Annotated in this window: 15 protein-coding genes; 9 read left to right on the top strand and 6 right to left on the bottom strand. The window is 63.7% G+C overall.

All coding sequences use genetic code 11. The annotated features are described in order from the left end of the window. Positions 1 to 3: 3 nt before the first annotated feature. The 5 genes from JAB6_RS10670 to JAB6_RS10650 are packed head-to-tail and all read left to right on the top strand — an operon-like array spanning position 4 to position 5,530. Positions 4 to 2,166, top strand: coding sequence for a hypothetical protein (locus JAB6_RS10670; protein ID WP_070302753.1), 2,163 nt, complete (start codon positions 4 to 6; stop codon positions 2,164 to 2,166). Between the two features lie 20 nt (positions 2,167 to 2,186). Continuing rightward, positions 2,187 to 3,215: an aminotransferase class I/II-fold pyridoxal phosphate-dependent enzyme gene (locus JAB6_RS10665; RefSeq protein WP_070302752.1), complete on the top strand. Its 1,029-nt coding sequence runs from the start codon at positions 2,187 to 2,189 to the stop codon at positions 3,213 to 3,215. Then, positions 3,199 to 4,104, top strand: a complete 906-nt coding sequence (locus JAB6_RS10660) for a GIY-YIG nuclease family protein (RefSeq protein WP_070302751.1) — start codon at positions 3,199 to 3,201, stop codon at positions 4,102 to 4,104. Before JAB6_RS10665 ends, JAB6_RS10660 begins: the two co-directional genes overlap by 17 nt. Before the next feature lie 37 nt (positions 4,105 to 4,141). Further along, positions 4,142 to 4,792: a hypothetical protein gene (locus JAB6_RS10655; protein ID WP_070302750.1), complete on the top strand. Its 651-nt coding sequence runs from the start codon at positions 4,142 to 4,144 to the stop codon at positions 4,790 to 4,792. A 9-nt stretch (positions 4,793 to 4,801) separates the two neighbouring features. Then, complete coding sequence (locus JAB6_RS10650) at positions 4,802 to 5,530, top strand: amidohydrolase family protein (protein WP_070302749.1); 729 nt, start codon at positions 4,802 to 4,804, stop codon at positions 5,528 to 5,530. 6 nt (positions 5,531 to 5,536) lie between these two features. On the opposite strand, the gene JAB6_RS10645 is transcribed toward JAB6_RS10650, so the two are convergent. From JAB6_RS10645 to JAB6_RS10630, 4 genes are all read right to left on the bottom strand, one after another. Next, entirely contained in the window at positions 5,537 to 6,916 is a 1,380-nt protein-coding gene (locus JAB6_RS10645; RefSeq protein ID WP_254671544.1) for a sigma-54 dependent transcriptional regulator, read from the bottom strand. Between the two features lie 160 nt (positions 6,917 to 7,076). Next, positions 7,077 to 9,341 carry an arginine/lysine/ornithine decarboxylase gene (locus JAB6_RS10640; protein ID WP_070302747.1) on the bottom strand — a complete coding sequence of 755 codons (2,265 nt, stop codon included), beginning with the start codon at positions 9,339 to 9,341 and terminating at the stop codon, positions 7,077 to 7,079. 238 nt (positions 9,342 to 9,579) lie between these two features. After that, complete coding sequence (locus tag JAB6_RS10635) at positions 9,580 to 10,065, bottom strand: dihydrofolate reductase (RefSeq protein ID WP_070302746.1); 486 nt, start codon at positions 10,063 to 10,065, stop codon at positions 9,580 to 9,582. An 8-nt stretch (positions 10,066 to 10,073) separates the two neighbouring features. Continuing rightward, positions 10,074 to 10,832: an alpha/beta fold hydrolase gene (locus JAB6_RS10630; RefSeq protein WP_254671543.1), complete on the bottom strand. Its 759-nt coding sequence runs from the start codon at positions 10,830 to 10,832 to the stop codon at positions 10,074 to 10,076. A gap of 218 nt (positions 10,833 to 11,050) precedes the next feature. On the opposite strand from JAB6_RS10630, the gene JAB6_RS10625 reads away from it, so the two are divergent. From JAB6_RS10625 to JAB6_RS10610, 4 genes are all read left to right on the top strand, one after another. Continuing rightward, entirely contained in the window at positions 11,051 to 11,626 is a 576-nt protein-coding gene (locus JAB6_RS10625) for a TerD family protein (protein ID WP_034755514.1), read from the top strand. Between the two features lie 76 nt (positions 11,627 to 11,702). After that, complete coding sequence (locus JAB6_RS10620) at positions 11,703 to 12,953, top strand: TerD family protein (protein WP_070302745.1); 1,251 nt, start codon at positions 11,703 to 11,705, stop codon at positions 12,951 to 12,953. A 9-nt stretch (positions 12,954 to 12,962) separates the two neighbouring features. Then, positions 12,963 to 14,288: a VWA domain-containing protein gene (locus JAB6_RS10615; protein ID WP_070302744.1), complete on the top strand. Its 1,326-nt coding sequence runs from the start codon at positions 12,963 to 12,965 to the stop codon at positions 14,286 to 14,288. Positions 14,289 to 14,469: 181 nt separating this feature from the next. Beyond that, positions 14,470 to 16,749 carry an outer membrane beta-barrel family protein gene (locus tag JAB6_RS10610; RefSeq protein ID WP_070302743.1) on the top strand — a complete coding sequence of 760 codons (2,280 nt, stop codon included), beginning with the start codon at positions 14,470 to 14,472 and terminating at the stop codon, positions 16,747 to 16,749. Here JAB6_RS10610 and JAB6_RS10605 read toward each other — a convergent pair. Both JAB6_RS10605 and JAB6_RS10600 read right to left on the bottom strand, forming a co-directional pair. After that, a complete protein-coding gene (locus tag JAB6_RS10605; RefSeq protein WP_070302742.1) occupies positions 16,746 to 17,789 on the bottom strand; it encodes an SMI1/KNR4 family protein in 1,044 nt (347 codons plus the stop codon). The genes JAB6_RS10610 and JAB6_RS10605 overlap by 4 nt on opposite strands. Continuing rightward, positions 17,789 to 18,763: a thymidylate synthase gene (locus JAB6_RS10600; protein ID WP_070302741.1), complete on the bottom strand. Its 975-nt coding sequence runs from the start codon at positions 18,761 to 18,763 to the stop codon at positions 17,789 to 17,791. Before JAB6_RS10600 ends, JAB6_RS10605 begins: the two co-directional genes overlap by 1 nt. Positions 18,764 to 18,821: the final 58 nt, after the last annotated feature.

Genomic DNA, 18,821 nt, shown 5'->3' with positions numbered 1-18,821 from the left:
GACATGAGCAGCAAGATGAGCAGCAATATGGGTGGCAAGAACAGGGGGGCGGGCCAGGCGGGTCCGAAACACCACGGCGGCAGCATCGCTGTCACCGTACACGAGCAGAACAGCGGGGCCATGGTCGTCAATGCCGCCATCAGCCTGTACCGGGGCAATGATGCTGATTGCCATCTGTTCAATGTCGCCACCTGGGTACCCGACCCCGCCATGCTGGTGGGCGTGCGCTGGACGGACGGGCGTGGCGGCACCGTGTTTACCGACCTGGCGACGGGCAGCTACGTGGGGGTGTATGGCAATTTCCCCGCCACGTCGCCCCAGTGCGTGACGGTGCAGGCCGGCTGCAGCGCCGTGCTGTGCTTCACGCCCCAGCTCAATCCACAGGTGACGCTGGCGTTTGAAACGGCCGACTGCCATCCCAGCGACTGCCATTTCGGCAGGGTGGGCGACCGCGCCGTGGCCACGATCTCGTTTGACGGCGACCAAAGCGCCGATGGTCGCGACCAGGTGCAGGTGCTGGCCGCCGCGCCATGGGTACCCCTGCGCGGCACGCCGAACGCTTTCTCCACCCCGGTGCGGCGCGCCGGCATGCACCGTTTCATGGGGCAGATGATGCTGTCGCAGCGGCCCGAACTGCGCAGCGCCTTGCCCGTGCCGGAAGGGCTGAGCCCGAACGCCATGCTGGCGCTGGATGCGGAATACGAGACGGAAGAGCGCCAGCCGCAACCGATTTCGGGCAATGTGGGCGTGTCGCTGACGCGCACGGAAACGGAGCCGACGGAAGACTTGCCGCTGTGGACCCTGATACGCAACAGCACCGAGGCGATGTCGTTTACCAATTACCTGCATTTCATGGACAGCCTGTTTTGCGGCGACCTGGCCAGCGTGCGCGGCTTCGAGCAGGAACGCTTCGTCAAAAAGACGGAGATGTTCCAGCAGCTCAAGCAGCGCCGCGCGCTGCCGTTTTCCGATGCCGATTCCTACCGCGTGCTGAAAGTGGCGACGGAAGCGTTCGTGATGGTCAATTGCGGCGTGCTGAACCAGCCGCTGGCCTTCAATCCGGCCGAGGACAACGCTTACCTGGACCGGCGCGACATCCCCCAGGGGCGCGACCTGGAAACCGTGCTGCGCAATGACTACCTGGAAAACATCGACGGCTTCCAGACCTTGCCCTATTTGGCCGTGATCCGCCGCAAGCTGCCCGACATCCCAATCAGCATCCCGCGCGGCCAGGAAGGCGAAGTCGACCTGTGCTTTGGCATCATCCAGGAAAAGCTGGCCAATCCTTGCCTGCTGGAACTGATCTGGTCGTACTGGCATGAAGAGGGCATGCTCGTGCAAACCATGAACGCCATCGCGCAACGCTTCCAGAACCTGCGCGCGCCGGGCAACCATCTCGATCCCCTGTCGAACACGGAAATCGACATGCTGCGTCCGCTGAATAATTTGCTGTGGGGATACACGCAGGATGAACAGCATCGGCTGACCGTGATGCGCCGGAACTATGAGTATGACCATCACTACGGTGTGCGCCTGGACGGCAAGGCAGTGCAGCACTTCCGGCCAGCCGATAGCCGCTCCAAATTCCTGGAAGCGTTCCACCACTTGCTGCGCCTGCTGACTTCGTTCTACAAGCAGGATGACGACACCACCGTGAAGGCCGACGCCTTCCCCGTGCTCAATGCCTTGAAGGAAATCCACCTGATCCTGTCGCAGGGCGCCCACAACCAGTTCGGCGACTTGCCGTCGACGGCACGCATCGAGATGCTGATGCAGCAATGGATGCTGGCGCGCCCCGAATTCCGTGAATTTTTACCGACGCGCGTGATGGTCGCATATCCGGAACCGTGGATGGACAGGGTTGACGCCATGAAGAAACTGCAGGGCTGGACGGATACCAGCGTGATGCATTTCCGTAACCTGGCCATCTTTGGCGAGCAATTGCTGCTCTCCGTGCGCTACGGCAACTGGAGCGACATTTATGAGCCGACCCAGGCGTTCAACTGGGCGCGTTTCTGGCGCCCGCAAGTGCAGGGCTATATCCACGGCTACCGTGCCGCCACCGGGGTCGACCTGTCCGTCGACAGCAGCGACCCGGTGGTCGAATCGACGATGCCCTCGGTGTTGCTGCGCCAGCGCCTGAGCCAGCAGCTGCGCAGCGTCTAGGGCGGGAGCGGGGCGCGTGCATGCTCGACTTTACCAGTGCCCTGTACCTGGGCATGCGCCATCCGGCGGCCGCGCTGGCGCCGTGGAGCAGCCTGACCCTGGGCCAGCCGGCCGCGCTGCAGGAGCCGCCCGACGCGCTGGCCCTGGCCGCGGATCTCGCTGCCCTGCAAAGCTGCGAAGCGGCCTGCGTGCTGCCGTCGACCTTGCACCTGTTCTGGGACCTGTTCGGCATGCTGGCTGCCGAGCGGCTGGTGATCCTTGTCGATGGCGGCAGCTACGCCATCGCGCGCTGGGGCGCCGAGCGGGCGCAGGCCCTGGGCTTGCCGCAGCAAATGTTTCCCAGCGGCGATATGGCGGCGCTGCGGCAGCTGGTGGCGGCCTGGGGCAGGCAAGGGCGGCGTCCATTGATACTGGCCGACGGCTATGTGCCGGGCAGCGGACAGGTCTTGCCGCTGGCCGGCTATGCGACGCTGGCGCGCCAAGGCGGCGGTTATCTGCTGCTCGACGACACGCAGGTGCTGGGCGTGATGGGTACACGGGGCGGCGGCTCGGCGCGGCTGCATGGCTTGCAAGGGGAGTCGCTGATCATCGGCGCCTCGCTGGCCAAGGGATTCGGCGTGCCGCTGGCCGTGCTGGCCGGCAGCCGCAAGCTGCTGCGGCGATTCGCGGCGCACAGCCAGACGCGCGTGCATGCCAGTCCGCCTTCGGCGGCCGTGCTGGCGGCGGCGCGGCGGGCGCTGGCGCTCAACGCGCGCCATGGCGACGCCTTGCGCGCCAGCCTGGCGGAGAGGGTGGCGCAATGGCGGGCGGGAATGGCGGCGGCCGGCATCGCTTGCCGGGGCGGCAGCTTCCCCGTGCAGCGCCTGCCCGGGCGCGCCCATTTGCAGCCAGCCTTGCGCGCCGCGGGCGTGCTGGCGCTGGCGCAAGCGGGGGAAGGTCCCGGCGCGCTGACGTTTCTGCTGCGGGCCGACCAGACGCCCCCGCAACTGGAACAGGCAATGAACTTGCTTGAACATCATACGAGGAGGCGATATGAACGAAGCGTTTGAAATGCTGCCCTTTGGGGGACAGGCGGGAGCGGCCGGCGAGCAGGAGTGGCTGGGGGAATGGTCGCAGCAGTGGTCGCAAGAAGGGACGCAAGAGGGGGAGGACGAGGGCGAGTGGGAAGGTGAATGGGAGAGCGAATGGGAAGGCGAGCGTGCGCGCCCTGGCGGTGGACGCGGCGCCATGCGCGGTGGCGGCCTGCGTGCGAGGCCGCCGCTGCGGGGCCCGCGCCGTCCCGCGCCGCCACGCTACCAGGGCCAGGGGCGCCGGCCACCCCGGTATCCGCCGCCGCCCTTGCCGTATCCGCCGCGCTACCGGGGCTGGGGCGGCTATGGCGCCATCTATCCCACCATCTATCCGGCGCCGTATCCCGTGTTCGGCGGCCAGCAGGAGCCGGCGCCGTATCAGGACACGGGCCAATATCAAGACCAAGACCAGGGGCAGGATCAAGGAGCGGATCAAAACCCGGACCAGGATGACGGCCAGATGCAGGGCGAAGTGCCGCCCATCCTGGCGTCCACCCTGGGCCGCGTACCGGGCGCGGCCGCCTTGCGCTACCAGGCGGTGGGCGCGATTCCGCAGGCCGTCAACGATGCGAACGCCACGGGGCCGGGCCTGTATGTGATCGAGTTCAACACCAAGGATGGCCGGCGCGCCTACAGCGGCCAGACCGACGATTTGCGGCGGCGCCTGAAACAGCACCATCTGTGCGGCAAGATGATGGGCATCGACATGAGCGCGCATGACGTCTATGTGGCGCCGCTATCGTCGGCCGCACAGCGGCGCATTCTGGAAAAGGGTATCCATAGCGACATGTTTACCCACCGGCGCGGCGTGTTGACGAACCAGCGGCGCGAACTGGAAATGGCCGTGCTGGGCGAAATGTGGGGCTGACGCCACCAGCACCTTGATGACTACGAAGGAGAGCATCATGCACCAACTCGAATGTGAATGCGGGCAATGCCGGCAGCGGGCCGGCGCCGCGTTTGAAGTGCTGGAATTCGGCCGGGAGTGGCCGGGCAAGGGCCGTGCGCCGGCCGTCTTCAGCGAAGAGGAGGAATTGCAGCTGGCCATGGAATTGCTGGAAGTGGCCAGCGAGGAGGAACTCGACCAGTTTCTCGGCAATGTCTTCAAGAGCGTGTGGAAGGGCGTCAAGAAAGTGGGCGCTACCATCGCCAAGGTCGCCAAGCCGCTGGGCGGCGCCTTGAAGGCCGTGGCCAAGACGGCCTTGCCCTTTGTCGGCGGCGCCCTTGGTTCGATGATCCCGATACCGGGTGTGGGCACGGCGCTCGGGTCGGCCCTGGGGCGCGCGGCCAGCAATGCGCTGGAGCTGGAAATGGAGAGCGCAGCGCCGGCCGACCGCGAGCTGGAGCTGGCGCGCCGCTTCGTGCGCATCGCGGGACAGGCGGCGCGCCTGGCCGGTGACAGCGATGGCAGCACGCGCGCCGTGGAAAGCGCGCTGACGCGGGCCCTGCACCAGCAATTGCCGCACTTCCGCTCGCCTGCGCCGCAGCAGGAAGATGAAAGCGGACGCTGGCGCCGGCGCGTCAACCGCATCGTCGTCATGGGCGACTGGCAATAGCGCGGCAAGATGATCATCGATTGCCACTGCCATGCGGGTCCGGGCGACGGCTTGAGCGGGCCGTGGGACAGCGATGCGCCGCTGCAGGCCTACTTGCGCCGCGCCCAGACGGCCGGTATCGCCCGCAGCGTGCTGTTCGCCGCCTTCCACTCCGATTACGCCATCGCCAACCATGGCGTGGCGCGCCTGGTGGCGTCCGATCCGCAGCGTTTTTACGGTTTTGCCTTCGTGCATGCGCGGCGCGACCGGGGCCGCATCCAGGACCTGGTGCGCACGGCCGTCGAGCGTTACGGCTTTGTCGGCATCAAGGCGCACCGGCTTGACTCTCGCATCAGCGGCGAACTGTGCGAGGCGGCGCGCTTCTTCGGCTTGCCCGTGCTGTACGACCCGGCCGGCGAGGTGGCCGTGGCCGAGCTGCTGGCGCAGCAGTATCCCGACGTCAATTTCATTTTGCCGCACCTGGGTAGCTTTGGCGACGACTGGGCGGCGCAGCTGGCGCTGATCGACCACCTTGTGCGCCATCCGAATATCCATACGGACAGCTCGGGCGTGCGCCGCTTCGACTTGCTGCAGCAGGCCGTGCGCCGCGCGGGGCCGCACAAGGTCCTGTTCGGCTCGGACGGTCCGTGGCTGCATCCGGGACTGGAATTGCACAAGATCGAGTTGCTGGGATTGCCGCCGCTCGATGCGGCGCTGGTCACGGGCGGCAATTTTTTGCGGCTGGCGCGGCTGGCGTGAGGCAGATCAAAAGGCAGCCGGCGGTGTCGCGGCAGTAGCGGCTTGCTCCGCGCAGGTAGCCGCCTTGCGGCGTATCTGCAGGGCGCGGTCGGTCACGCCCAGGCGGGCGGCCGCGCGCTGGTTATTGCCGTGCTCCTCGGCCAGCACCAGGCGGATGGCCACGTCGGTGGCGCAACGCGTGATGTGCGACAGCTTGCAGCCCTGGGCCAGGGCCCGCCGCACGGCCGCTTCGAAATACTGGTCAGGCCAGTGCGGTGCCAGCAGCTGTTCGTTTGGCGGCAGGGCGCCGATGGTGATGGGGCCGGGGCCGCAATGGCGGTGCCAGATGCGCGTGACGGTCTGGCGCAACTCGCGCACATTGCCCGGATAGTCGCGCAGCAGCAGGTATTCGCGCACGGCCGCGTCCAGCGCGGGCGGAGGGCGCTGCGCCAGCTCGGCGAGGAAATGCCGGGCCAGCGGCAGGATGTCGTCCTGGCGCTCGCGCAGGGGTGGCGTTTGGCAACGCCAGCCGGCGATGCGGTAATACAGGTCGGCGCGAAAGGTGCCGCGCGCCACCTCATGTTCCAGTTCGCGGTTGGTGGCGCAGACGAGGCGAAACTGGGTCGGTTGCCAGGTATTGCCGCCCACGCGCTTGTATTTGCGCTCCTGGATGGCGCGCAGCAGCTGCGCCTGCAAGGGCAGCGGCAGTTCGCCCACTTCGTCGAGAAACAGCACGCCGCCGTCGGCCAGGGCGAAAGCGCCATCGCGCGCGGCCGCCGCGCCTGTAAAAGCGCCCCGTTCATGGCCGAACAGTTCGCTGCCAGCCAGGTCCGGCGACAGGGTGGTGCAGTCGAGGATGGTGAAGTCGCCGCTGCAGTTGCCGAGGCGGTGGACCAGTTGCGCCAGTAAATCCTTGCCCGTGCCCGTCTCGCCCGTGATCAGCATCGACGCCTGGCTGAAGGCGGCCATTTCCACCACCTGGTGCAGCAAGGCGGTCCAGGCCGCGCTCTCGCCCACCAGCTGCTGGCGCACGGCGCCGGACGCCAGCAGCTGCGCTACGGCCTGCCAGCGCTGCAGGCGCGCCAGCACCTGGCCCGCATCGATGCTACCGGCCGGCCACAGCAGCACATCGAGCGCGCCGGCCGCCAGCAGGGCACGCTTTTGCGCGCAGCTGGGAGGCTGGCCGCAGGCGGCAATGGCCAGCACGGAGGCATGGCGGCACAGTGCTGGCAGCGCTTGCAGCAGCGCGGCATTGGCCTCGGCAAACAGGACGATGCCCGCCCCATCTTCCTCGCCATCGTGCCGCCGGGCTACAGTTACCTGAGCCTGCTTCAAGGCCGTCATCAGCAAGGCGCCACTGCCAGCCGCCGCCTGCTGCACGATTTCCAGCCACACCTTGAGCGTCATATGCCAGCCATCACGAGGGCACGAGTGGCCCATCTTAGAAGCCCGATACCCCAGCCGTTTGATCTGGCGCAAGCGTGCGCGGTAGTGCATCAAATGAAAAACGCCGCCTGATTTGCATCAGGCGGCGCTATTTAATGAAGTTCAACGAACGTCAACGTCTTTAGACGTTCTCATCCAATTTCACGCAATCAACAAAATATCCGCGCTTGCCATCGACTTCGCGTTTCACGAGACCATGCACATCCGTTTCGAAGCCTGGGAAGCGCTCGTTGAAGTCGCGCGCGAAGCGCAGGTAGTCGACGATGGTCTTGTTGAAGCGCTCGCCGGGGATCAGGAGCGGAATGCCCGGCGGATACGGCGTCAGCAGGATGGACGTGATGCGGCCTTCCAGTTCGTCGATGGCCACGCGCTCGATTTCGCGGTGCGCCATCTTGGCGAACGCGTCCGACGGCTTCATGGCCGGGATCATGTCCGACAGATACATTTCCGTCGTCAGACGCGCCACGTCGTAAGCCTTGTAGAAATCGTGGATCTGCTGGCACAGGTCGCGCAAGCCCATTTTTTCGTAGCGTGGGTTGGCTGCCGCGAATTCCGGCAGGATGCGCCACATCGGCTGGTTCTTGTCGTAGTCGTCCTTGAACTGCTGCAACGCGGTCAGCAGGGTATTCCAGCGGCCCTTGGTGATGCCGATGGTGAACATGATGAAGAACGAGTACAGGCCGCATTTTTCAATGATGACGCCGTGCTCGGCCAGGTATTTGGTGACGATGGACGCGGGGATGCCCGTTTCGCCGAACTGGCCGTCCAGCGACAGGCCCGGGTTGACGATGGTCGCCTTGATCGGGTCGAGCATGTTGAAGCCGGGAGCGAGGTCGCCGAAGCCGTGCCAGTCATCCTCGGCGCGTATCATCCAGTCTTCCTGCTGGCCCATGCCTTCGTCGTTGAAGCTGGACGGACCCCAGACCTGGAACCACCAGTCCTGGCCCCACTCCTGGTCGATCTTCTTCATGGCGCGGCGGAAATCGAGCGCTTCCATGATCGACTCTTCCACCAGGGCCGTGCCGCCCGGCGCTTCCATCATGGCCGCAGCCACGTCGCACGAGGCGATGATGGAATACTGCGGCGACGTCGAGGTGTGCATCAGGTAAGCCTCGTTGAAGGCGTCCTGGTCCAGCTTGACCGTGTCCGATTCGCGCACGAGGATTTGCGAGGCCTGCGACAGGCCGGCCAGCAATTTGTGCGTCGACTGGGTCGAGAAGATCATCGATTCCTTGGCGCGCGGACGGTCCTTGCCGATGGCGTGCATATTCTTGTAGAAATCGTGGAAGGTGGCGTGCGGCAGCCATGCTTCGTCGAAGTGCAGGGTGTCGATCTTGCCGTCCAGCATTTCGCGCAGGGTTTCCACGTTGTAGATCACGCCATCGTAGGTCGATTGCGTGATGGTCAGAATGCGCGGCTTCTTGTTCTTCGCTTCGCGTGCGAACGGGTTCGCCTCGATCTTGCGGGCAATGCTTTCCGGCGTGAATTCATGCAGCGGGATAGGGCCGATGATGCCCAGGTGATTGCGCGTCGGCATCAGGAACACGGGAATGGCGCCGCACATAATGATCGAATGCAGGATCGATTTGTGGCAATTGCGGTCGACGACGACGATGTCGCCTGGCGCGACGGTCGAGTGCCATACCATCTTGTTCGAAGTCGACGTGCCGTTGGTGACGAAATAGCAATGGTCGGCATTGAAGATGCGCGCCGCATTGCGCTCGGACGCGGCGACAGGACCCGTATGGTCGAGCAGCTGGCCCAGTTCTTCGACGGCGTTGCAGACGTCGGCGCGCAGCATGTTTTCACCGAAGAACTGGTGGAACATCTGGCCGATCGGCGACTTCAGGAAGGCCACGCCGCCCGAGTGGCCGGGGCAGTGCCACGAGTAGGAACCGTCGTTGGCGTAGTGCACCAGCGCGCGGAAGAACGGCGGCGACAGGCCGTCCAGGTAGGATTTCGCTTCGCGGATGATGTGGCGCGCGACGAATTCCGGCGTATCTTCGAACATGTGGATGAAACCGTGCAGTTCGCGCAGGATATCGTTGGGGATATGGCGCGAGGTGCGCGTTTCGCCGTACAGATAGATGGGGATGTCGGCGTTCTTGTAGCGGATTTCCTCGACAAAGGCGCGCAGCGATTTCAAGGCGTGGTCGGTTTCCTCGATGGAACCGCCGCCGAATTCTTCATCGTCGATCGACAGCACGAAGGCTGACGCGCGCGATTGTTGCTGGGCAAATTGCGACAAATCGCCGTAGCTGGTCACGCCCAGCACTTCCATGCCTTCTTTTTCCATTGCGGCGGCAAGGGCGCGAATGCCCAGGCCGGACGTATTTTCAGAACGGAAATCCTCGTCAATGATGACGATAGGGAAACGAAATTTCATGCATGTCTCCAAAAAAGCAAGCCGCCCCTGACAGATGTGAAGGGGCGGACTAGGGCGCGACCTCAGGCGGTGATACAAGCCGGCAGCCGCAGAAAAAAAATAAGAACGGGATTCTCGCAGAAATGCGGCCTCTGCGGGAAAAAAATATCGTAGTAAAGCGTCACAAGCGTACGCTAGCGTGACGCATGGGTGTGACAGGGGTATTACAGCAACATTCTGGCCATAATTCTCAACCTTATCAGGCTTTGCGTTCCAGCGTGACAAAGGCGTAAGGCAGGCCGGATTTCTCCGAAACATGCGCTACACGCGCGGTCTCTTGCCACACGGCATGGTCAACGGCGGGGAAAAACGCGTCGCAGTCAAATGTCTGGCCGATTTCCGTGATGAGCAAACGCTGTGTCAGGGGCAGTGACTGCTTATAGATTTCCGCGCCGCCGATGACGTAACCTTCGGCGCCGTCGAGCAGGGCGATGGCCGCTTCCACCGACGATACCGCTTCCACGCCCTCATGGCGCCAGTCCGGGTTGCGCGAGATGACGATGTTGCGGCGGTTCGGCAGCGGACGGCCGATGGAATCGAAGGTCTTGCGGCCCATAAGGATGGGATGGCCCGTCGTCAAGCGCTTGAAACGCGCCATGTCTTCCGGCAATTTCCACGGCAGGGTGTTGTCGATGCCGATGCCGCCTTGCTGGTCGGTGGCGACGATGATGGTCAGATGGCTCATTGGTTCTGTCAAAGTGGTGGGGGCGATGCCCGATGCCCGTCATTATCGTTGAAATTGCCCGCTGCCTCCAGATGCGCACGCATGGCGCCGGCCAGCGGTCCCGGCGCCTCCAGCGGAATCATGTGGCCGGTGTTCTCTTTCAGCAGGTGCAGGGTGGCCTGCGGCAAGCGGGCGGCCATGGCGCGCAGGTCGTCGGGATTGACGAGCTTGTCGTCTTCGGCACCCACGATCAGCACGGGAAAATCGAGTTCCGGCAAGCGCGCCATCAGGTCGGGGCGATCGATGGTGGTGATGAATTGCGCCAGCAGCACGTCCTTGCCCAGGTCCAGACCCATCTGCTGGATCAGGCCCGTGATGCCGGTGTCCTGCAAGTGCGCGGGATGCAGCAGTTCGCGCAGGCGCTGGCGCGTGATGCCCGCATAGGCATTGCGTTCGAGCATGGCGACGATGCGCTGGCGCGCTTCGATTTCCGCCGGCAGCAAACCTTTGGCGGAATTGGCGATCAAAGTAAGGGACTGGACACGCTGCGGGTGCGCCAGCGCGTATTCGAGCGCCAGATAGGCGCCCAGCGAAAAGCCCACCAGATGGGCCTGTTGGGCGCTGTGGCTGGCGATCAGTGCCTGCATCTGCGTGCGCGTGCGCGCCTCGTGCAGGGGCACGTGCCGCAGATCAAAGGCGCCGCCCAGGGCTGGGGCCAGGCGCGACCACAGGCGTTCGTCGCACAGGGTGCCGGGGATGCAGTCGAGCCGTATCTTGGTATTGTTCAAGGGCAAGCTTGGTTGGGAAAATTTTTGTCGAGCGGCATTATCCGTCATTTTGCGTATTGGGGCAGCGGCATGGTATTTTCTGCATGGCATTATTTTCAATAGTGCGCGGCTGGCAAGCAGCCACTTTATGGTAGGCTCATGGCTCATCAAGCCAGGGTACCGGCGACGTGACCTGAAACACCGAATGCAACCCACTAATTATACAAAGAGGAAACACCATGGCGATCAGTTTGCAAAAAGGCGGCAATGTCAACCTGAGCAAGGAAGCTCCTGGCTTGAAGAAAATCGTGATTGGCCTGGGCTGGGACCCGCGCGCCACCGATGGCGCCGCATTTGACCTGGACGGCAGCGCCTTCCTGCTGAAAACGGATGGCAAGGCCCGCTCCGATGCCGATTTCATTTTCTATAACAACCTGAAGTCGGCCGACGGCTCCATCGTCCACGCGGGCGACAACACGACGGGCGGCGGCGATGGCGATGACGAGAAAATCGCCGTCGACCTGGCCAACGTGCCTGCCGACATCGATAAGATCGCCGTGGCCGTCACCATCCACGACGCGGAAAACCGCAAGCAGAACTTCGGCATGGTCGGCAAGGCCTACATCCGCTGCCTGAACGGCGACAACGGCGCGGAAATCGCCCGCTACGACCTGTCGGAAGACGGCTCGACGGAAGCGGCCATGATCTTCGGCGAAGTCTACCGTGCTGGCAGCGAATGGAAATTCAAGGCGATCGGCCAGGGTTTCAAAGGCGGCCTGGGCCCTCTGGCCCGCTCGTTCGGTATTAATGCTTAACAACCAGTTGTTTGCGTAAATGTGCCGGGTGGCACCGCCGCCCGGTTCTGTCTCTCCCATCTTTCTCCCTGACTCCATGGAAAACCTGATCAAGGGGCAGCGCCTGGCGCTGTCCGGCCTCGTCACGGGCAATATTGTGCAACTGGGTCTGGCCAGCGCCGGCGTGACGCTGGATTTCGCCTGTTTCGGCCTCGACGCTACTGGCAAGCTGTCCGACGACCGCTACATGACTTTCTTCAACCAGCCGCGCACGCCGTGCGGCGGCGTGGAAACCGCGGCGCCGTCCGGCGATGCGGCCGGTTTCAGCTATCAGCTCGACCGTTTGCCTGCGTCCATCGAGCGCCTGGTCGTCACGGCTGCCATCGATGGCGATGCCACTATGGCGCAGCTGGGCAGCGGCTACCTGCGGCTGCTCGACGGCGGGAGAGAATTGGCCCGCTACACGTATGCAGGCGCTGATTTTGCGCAAGAAAAAGCCGTCATGCTGGGCGAGTTCTACCGCAAGGATGGCGGCTGGCGCTTCATGGCAGTGGGCCAGGGTTTCAATGGCGGCCTCGATGCGCTGGTTGCGCATTTCGGCGGCGAAGTGGCGCCGGCAGCGGAACCGGCGCCGCCGCCCAAGATTTCCCTGTCCAAAATTTCGCTGACCAAGGCGGGCCAGACGCACAAGGTGTCGCTGGAAAAGGGCGCGGGCGCGCCGAAGAAACTCATCGTCAAGGCGACCTGGGTCGATAACGGCGATGGCGACGACGATAACGACGACCTCGATTTGCGTGTCGGCATCCTCTTGCCGAATGGCCAGATGCGCTTCATCCAGGCGCCGGACACGGCAGGCAGCTTCGACGCCATGCCCTACGTGCGCCACCTGGGCGACATGGCGGGCGCGGCGGGCAAGGAGCCGGCCACGGAAACAGTGGAAGTCAATCCCGCGCTGGCGCAGCATTACGGCGGCACGGTGGGCCTCGTCTTCAGCGTGTATTCGGCGGTGGCCAATGGCGCCGTCTCGGTCGCGTCCATGCGGCCGAAGATGGTCATGCAATATGGCGAGCAGATCGTCGAGTGCGCGTTCGACTTCCGCCTGTCCAAGGCGGCCGATGATGATTCCGTCTACACCTATGTGATCGGCATGGCGCGCGTCACGAACGACAGCATCATCCTCGAGCCGTCCGGCAAGACGTCGGAGCCGGGCAGCGAAGCGACACCGTGGCTGAGCTGGCAGGGCGAGAACCTGCAACTGGCCTTCAACGGTCCCGTCGTCTTCAAGGGCGAGGACAAGGAAGACGAAGATGACTGCAATGCCGATAATCCGCGCCGCTACATCGCCTAGGAGACACTGATGGAAACCTTGTCCAAGGGACAGCGCTTGCCGCTGGCCAATCTCGTTCCCGATGGCGTGCTGCAGATCGGCGTGGCCGCGCAGGGGCTGGCGCTCGACGTGGCCTGCTTCGGCCTCGACGCCAGCGGGAAACTGTCCGACGAATGCTACATGACCTTTTTCAACCAGCCGCGCACGCCGTGCGGCGGCGTGGAAGCGCGTGCCGGCAGCGGCGGCGACACGACGGAGTTTGCCTTGCAGCTGGCGCGCTTGCCAGCCGGCATAGACCGCCTCGTCGTCACGGCGTCCATCGATGGCGGTGGCGTGATGTCGCAGCTGCAAGCTGGCCACGTGCGCCTGCAGGCGGGCGGACGCGAACTGGCCCGCTTTGCCTTTGCCGGTGCGGATTTCGCACAGGAAAAAGCCGTCATGCTGGCAGAGATCTACCGCAAGGATGGCGGCTGGCGCTGCATGGCCGTGGGACAAGGTTTTAATGGCGGACTCGATGCGCTGGTGCGCCACTTCGGCGGTGAAGTCGAGCAGGCTGCCCCCGCAGCGGCTTCGGCTGTCATGCAGGCGAAGATCAACCTGGAAAAGCGCGTTGAACGCGAAGCGCCGCAACTGGTCAGCCTCGTCAAGCAGGCTGGCGTGTCCCTGCAAAAAGTGGGGCTGCTTGATCACCGCGCCAAGGTGTGTCTGTGCCTCGATATTTCCGGCTCCATGGGACGGCTGTATAAAGAGGGGCTGGTGCAGCGCTTTGCCGAGCGCATCCTGGCCCTGGGCTGCAAGTTCGACGACGATGGCGAGATCGATGTTTTCCTGTTCGGCAAGAACGTCCACCATCCGGCGCCCATGGCCTTGAGTAACTGCAATACCTATGTGAGCCAGGCGATACAGCGCCATCCGCTGGAAGGCGACACGCGCTATGGCGCCGCCATGCAGGCGATCCGCGCGTTTTATTTCCCCGACAAGGCCGGCGGCGAGCGCACGCGGCCCGTCGCGGCCGAGTTGCCCGTGTACGTGATGTTCGTCACCGACGGCGGCACGAGCGACCAGGCAACGACGGAGAAACAATTGCGCTGGGCCAGCAATGAACCCATCTTCTGGCAATTCATGGGCATCGGCAAGGGACGCAAGTCGAAAAGCAAGTTTCTTTCCGCCTTTGCCGATTCCGATTTCCCCTTCTTGGAAAAGCTTGACGAATTGCAGGGGCGCCTGGTCGACAATGCCAATTACTTTTCCGTCAGCTCGCCCGACGAGCATAGCGATGCGGAACTGTATGACTTGTTGATGACGGAATATCCGGGCTGGCTGAAACTGGCGCGCGGCAATGGCTTGCTGAGGTAGTGGCCATCGGATGAGGCTGTATGACCACAAGTGCAAGAGATTTGTAAATTGAAGTAAATAACAATGGTTCGCATTTGCTTTGCGTAATGGAGTCGTGGCATGCTTTAACTGTGCCCACACCTGTGCCCTCACGCCACGGCGTAGTGCCTCATCCGTAGCGTCTCCATTATTTTTTAAGCAAATGCATAAAATCCTCTTTCACTGTCTGGCGGGCGGCAGCCTGCTCGTTTCCGGCGCCGCTGTCCAGGCCCAAACCACGCCTACCAGCGGCGACACCGTCGTCAAGCCCGCACCGGCCAAGGCGCCCGCCGCCGATGCGCCTCCTTCCGTCAGCGTGACGGCCGAGCGTCCCACGGGCCGTATCGACCGCCAAGTCTACGACGTCAAGTCCGACGTGGGCAGCAGCAACGGCACGGCGGCCGATGCCTTGAATAATGTGCCGTCGGTGGCCGTCGATCCCGATGGTTCCGTGTCCCTGCGCGGCAGCAGCAATGTGCAGATATTGATCGACGGTAAACCGTCGGCCATGCTGCAGGGCGATTCGCGCGGCGCCACCCTGAACGCCATGGCGGCCGACGATATCGAATCCGTGGAAGTGATCAACAATCCCGGCGCCCAGTTCGGCAACGAGGCCGGTGGCGGCCCCATCCTGAACCTGGTGATGCGGCGCAACCGCAAGCCGGGCGGCTTTGCCACCGTCAACGCGAACGCGGGCATCGCGGGGCGCTACAACAGTGCCGTGTCCGGCACCTACAACGAAGGCCCGTGGGGCTATCAGGGCGGCATCAATGTGCGCCATGACGGCCGCAATTCCGTGGGGGAGGTCAGCCGCGAGCGCCTGGAACGTAGCACGGGGGCATTTTCCCCCAGCAGCCAGCAATCCACCAACAATGGCTTGAACGACTCGCTGGGCTTGCACGGCACCGTCAATTACAACCTGAACGCCAACGATACCCTGGCCGCCAGCGTGTCGTATAACGGACGCAGCAACGACCAGCGCTCGCTCGACCGCTACATCAATGGCGACAGCACGGGCAGCACCATCGGCGACTATGTGCGCAGCACCGTGCGCAATGGCGACAGCCGCAACTACAGCTGGGGCGCGCGCTACGACCACAAGGGCGAATTGCCGGGCGAAACCCTTAAAATCGACTTGCGCGTGTCGTCGTCGACCAACGAGAGCGACAGCGATTACGCGAATACCTACGCGGTGGCGCCCGTCAATGCTTTCGACAGCCGCGCGCGCCAGCACAGCGAGACGGGCAACCGCATCGTCGACTTCAGCGGCGACTACGAGCGTCCGCTGGCGGGCGGTACGGCCAAGCTCGGTTACAAGGTGGCCGACAACAAGAGCAGCTTCGACACTTTATATACGGACATCAACCCGGCCAGTCTGCTGGAAACCGTCAACCCCATGCGCAGCAACCGTTTCGAGCTCGACGAGCGCACCATCGCATTGTACGGCTCCTACCAGATGCGCCTGAGCGAACGCTGGGGCGCGCTGGCCGGCCTGCGCGCCGAATACACGGATTTGAACGTGCGCCAGATCACCAGCGGCATCGAGGCTGGCAACAATTACGTCAACTACATTCCCAGCCTGTTCGCCACCTACAAGGTCAGCGACGAGAGCAATCTGCGCTTCAGCTATGCGCACCGCATCCGTCGCCCGAATGCGGGCGACCTGAATCCGTACGTGGTCTACCGCGACGAATTCAATGTGTCGGCCGGCAACCCCAAGCTGAAACCCGCGCAGACGGATTCGTTCGAGATCGGCTATGAAACGAAGATCGCGGGCCTGGAAAGCAGCTTGCGCGCCTACCACCGCCGCGACACGGACGCCATCGTCGATTACCGCTACTTTATCAGCGACAATGTGCTCTTGACCACGCGGGAAAACGGCGAGGGCAGCCATTCGAGCGGCCTCGAGTTCAGCGTCAGCGGCAAGCTGACACCATCGTTGACCCTGAACACGAGCGGCAACCTGGCGCGCAGCCAGCAGACGAGTTCCGACGACCTGGGCAACCGCAGCACGCGCACGGCGAATGCACTGAGCGGCCGCGCGCGCCTCAATTACCAGTTCGATGCCAGTAACCAGTTGCAACTGGCCCTGCAAATGCAGGGCAAGATGCTGTCGGGACAGGGCTACCGCTCGCCGAACAACACCTTGAATGTGAGCTGGCGCCACACGGTGACACCGCAGCTGAGCCTGGTCATGAATGTGACCGATGTGTTCAGCAGCAACAAGATGGAAACCGTCATCAACAGCGCGTCCCTGCGCGAGACGAGCACGCGGCGCTTCGATGGACGCATGATTTATGTGGGGTTGTCATACCGCCTGGGCGGCGCCACGTCGGCGGCGAAAGAGGGCGAGCGCGAACCGCGCTTCGGTCCGCCGGGCGGACGCGGGCCAGGCGGACCTGGCGGTCCCGGTCCGGGCGGACCGGGAGGTGAACCGGGCTAGGCTGCCAGCGCGATCTGGTGCAGGAAGTCAATGAAATCGTCCGTATGAAGCTCGAAGCGCCATCCGCCCGCGCCATGTTTGGCTCGGTACACGGGCAAGTCGCCGTCGATGCTTCTTTCTTCCAGATGCACGCAGTACGGGTCGCCGCCCGCGTCAGCAATCACCACCAGCTTCGGTGGCCAGGACGCGATTTGGTGATGGTGCATCGCATGGACGGAGTAACCGTGCTGTGCCTTCACCAGCTCGGCCGCACCGTACAGATGCAGGCCCTGCGGGAAGCGCTTGCCGTCGACATGCACGCGCAGCGGCGAATACCATTCCAGGAAGCGGCGGTATATTTCCGGCAAGACCCAGTGCGCGTCGATCTCGGCCATGTCCATGGCGCTGGCGATCGTCAGCCAGTTCGATGGTTGGGCCATGTCCTGTTCGTGCTGGCGCCGCGGCGCCAGTTTTCGTTCCAGGAAGGCGGCTGCCATTTCCAGGCGCGAAAGCGGCTGGGTTAACGTGTAATGCGTGGCGGGCGCCCTGTAGCCTGCGCCGTCAAAGTAGCCGTCCGCTTGCCATGCCAGCACGGCGTCCAGCCGCAACTGCTCGGCCTTCCAGTGGCCGGGGTCCTGCGGCAAACCGGCATCGAAAGGCTGGCGGCTGAACACGGCCAGACTTTTGACGGCCTTGGCGCGCACGCTGAGCTTGGCGTTTTCCGCCGTGGCCAGGGCCACCAGCCGGGCATAGGCTTCCTTGCCCATGCTTTTCAGCATGCCATCCACGCCCCAGTAGGCGAGGCCGTCGATATCGAGGCTCCAGCTGAAAAAGTCGCCGTATTCTCCCGGCTCGGCCAGAGCGACGATATCCGTCATCAGGAAGGCGCGCCAGTGCAGCAGCTGGCCTTCCCTGGCGTAGGCGATCAGGATGGCCAGCACGGCTTGCCGCTCGTCGGCCCCATGCTTTTTCAGCAGCCGGTCTTTCAGGCGGGCGAACTTGTTGCCGTCCGTTTCGTCAAACAGCTTGCGGTGCAGTGCTGCCAGCGGTGCGGCCGCCATCAGACGGCCATCGCCGCCTTGATCGGCGCATGGTGTTCATAGCCTTCCAGCGAGAAGTCGGACGGTTCGATCTTTTCCAGCCATTCCGGCTCGTACTTGCCCGTCTTGGCGTAATCGGGCACGCGGTCGGAAATGACAAACCTGGGCGCCGGGAAGGGAGTGCGCTTCAATTGCTCTTCCACCATGTCGAGGTGGTTTTCATAGATGTGCGCGTCGCCGATGAAATAGGTGAACCAGCGCGGCGTGTAGCCCGTCAGGCGCGCCACCAGATGCAGCAGGGCCGCGCCTTCGGCGATGTTGAACGGCGTGCCCAGGCCGATGTCGTTGCTGCGCACATATAAGCACAGCGAGATTTCGCGCGTGCTGGCGTTCGGGATGAACTGGTACAGCAAATGGCAGGCGGGCAGGGCGACGGCATCGAGCACGGCCGGGTTCCAGCCGTGGAACAGGATGCGCCGGCTGCCGGGGTTCGTCATGATGGTGTCCAGGCATTCGCGCAACTGGTCGACAGCCTTGTACAGCAGCACTTTTTGCACACCGTCCTCGACGATGGGAGCAACGAGCGCAAAGCCGTTCGCTTGCGCGTCGGCGATTTGCGCGGGCTGGGCGGCGTCGAGCAGTTTATACGCAGGCCACTGGCGCCATTGCACGCCGTACACGGGACCGAGGTCATCCTCGCCTTCGCGGTAGGGGTTGGCCAGCCACTGCGCATTTTCATTGGCGTTCTGATCCCAGACCTTGCAGCCCAGCGCGCGGAACTCGGCCGCGTTGCGCGAAGCGCGCAGGAAGGCGCACAATTCGCCGATCACGGATTTGAAAGCCAGTTTCTTGGTCGTCACGGCAGGGAAGTTGCCGTTGGCCAAGTCGAAACGCATCATGGCGCCCGGCACGCTCAGGGTGCGGATGCCCGTGCGGTTGTCTTGCCAGCTGCCCGTTTCGAGCACGGTCTTGATCAAATCTTGGTATTGCTGCATGTATTTCTCCAACGGTAAGGATGGTGATTGTAACGCAGGCGCGACAGGCGGGCTGCGG

Source organism: Janthinobacterium sp. HH104, assembly GCF_001758715.1.
GTDB lineage: Bacteria > Pseudomonadota > Gammaproteobacteria > Burkholderiales > Burkholderiaceae_D > Janthinobacterium > Janthinobacterium aestuarii.
The sequence above is the reverse complement of the archived record's forward strand: the minus strand, read 5'-3'. Positions and strand labels throughout refer to the sequence as shown.

Coding starts and splice junctions, on each gene's coding strand:
- JAB6_RS10670 (WP_070302753.1), top strand. CDS start 4: ATGAGCAGCAAGATGAGCAGCAATATGGGTGGCAAGAACAGGGGGGCG.
- JAB6_RS10665 (WP_070302752.1), top strand. CDS start 2,187: ATGCTCGACTTTACCAGTGCCCTGTACCTGGGCATGCGCCATCCGGCG.
- JAB6_RS10660 (WP_070302751.1), top strand. CDS start 3,199: ATGAACGAAGCGTTTGAAATGCTGCCCTTTGGGGGACAGGCGGGAGCG.
- JAB6_RS10655 (WP_070302750.1), top strand. CDS start 4,142: ATGCACCAACTCGAATGTGAATGCGGGCAATGCCGGCAGCGGGCCGGC.
- JAB6_RS10650 (WP_070302749.1), top strand. CDS start 4,802: ATGATCATCGATTGCCACTGCCATGCGGGTCCGGGCGACGGCTTGAGC.
- JAB6_RS10645 (WP_254671544.1), bottom strand. CDS start 6,916: ATGACGCTCAAGGTGTGGCTGGAAATCGTGCAGCAGGCGGCGGCTGGC.
- JAB6_RS10640 (WP_070302747.1), bottom strand. CDS start 9,341: ATGAAATTTCGTTTCCCTATCGTCATCATTGACGAGGATTTCCGTTCT.
- JAB6_RS10635 (WP_070302746.1), bottom strand. CDS start 10,065: ATGAGCCATCTGACCATCATCGTCGCCACCGACCAGCAAGGCGGCATC.
- JAB6_RS10625 (WP_034755514.1), top strand. CDS start 11,051: ATGGCGATCAGTTTGCAAAAAGGCGGCAATGTCAACCTGAGCAAGGAA.
- JAB6_RS10620 (WP_070302745.1), top strand. CDS start 11,703: ATGGAAAACCTGATCAAGGGGCAGCGCCTGGCGCTGTCCGGCCTCGTC.
- JAB6_RS10615 (WP_070302744.1), top strand. CDS start 12,963: ATGGAAACCTTGTCCAAGGGACAGCGCTTGCCGCTGGCCAATCTCGTT.
- JAB6_RS10610 (WP_070302743.1), top strand. CDS start 14,470: ATGCATAAAATCCTCTTTCACTGTCTGGCGGGCGGCAGCCTGCTCGTT.
- JAB6_RS10605 (WP_070302742.1), bottom strand. CDS start 17,789: ATGGCGGCCGCACCGCTGGCAGCACTGCACCGCAAGCTGTTTGACGAA.
- JAB6_RS10600 (WP_070302741.1), bottom strand. CDS start 18,763: ATGCAGCAATACCAAGATTTGATCAAGACCGTGCTCGAAACGGGCAGC.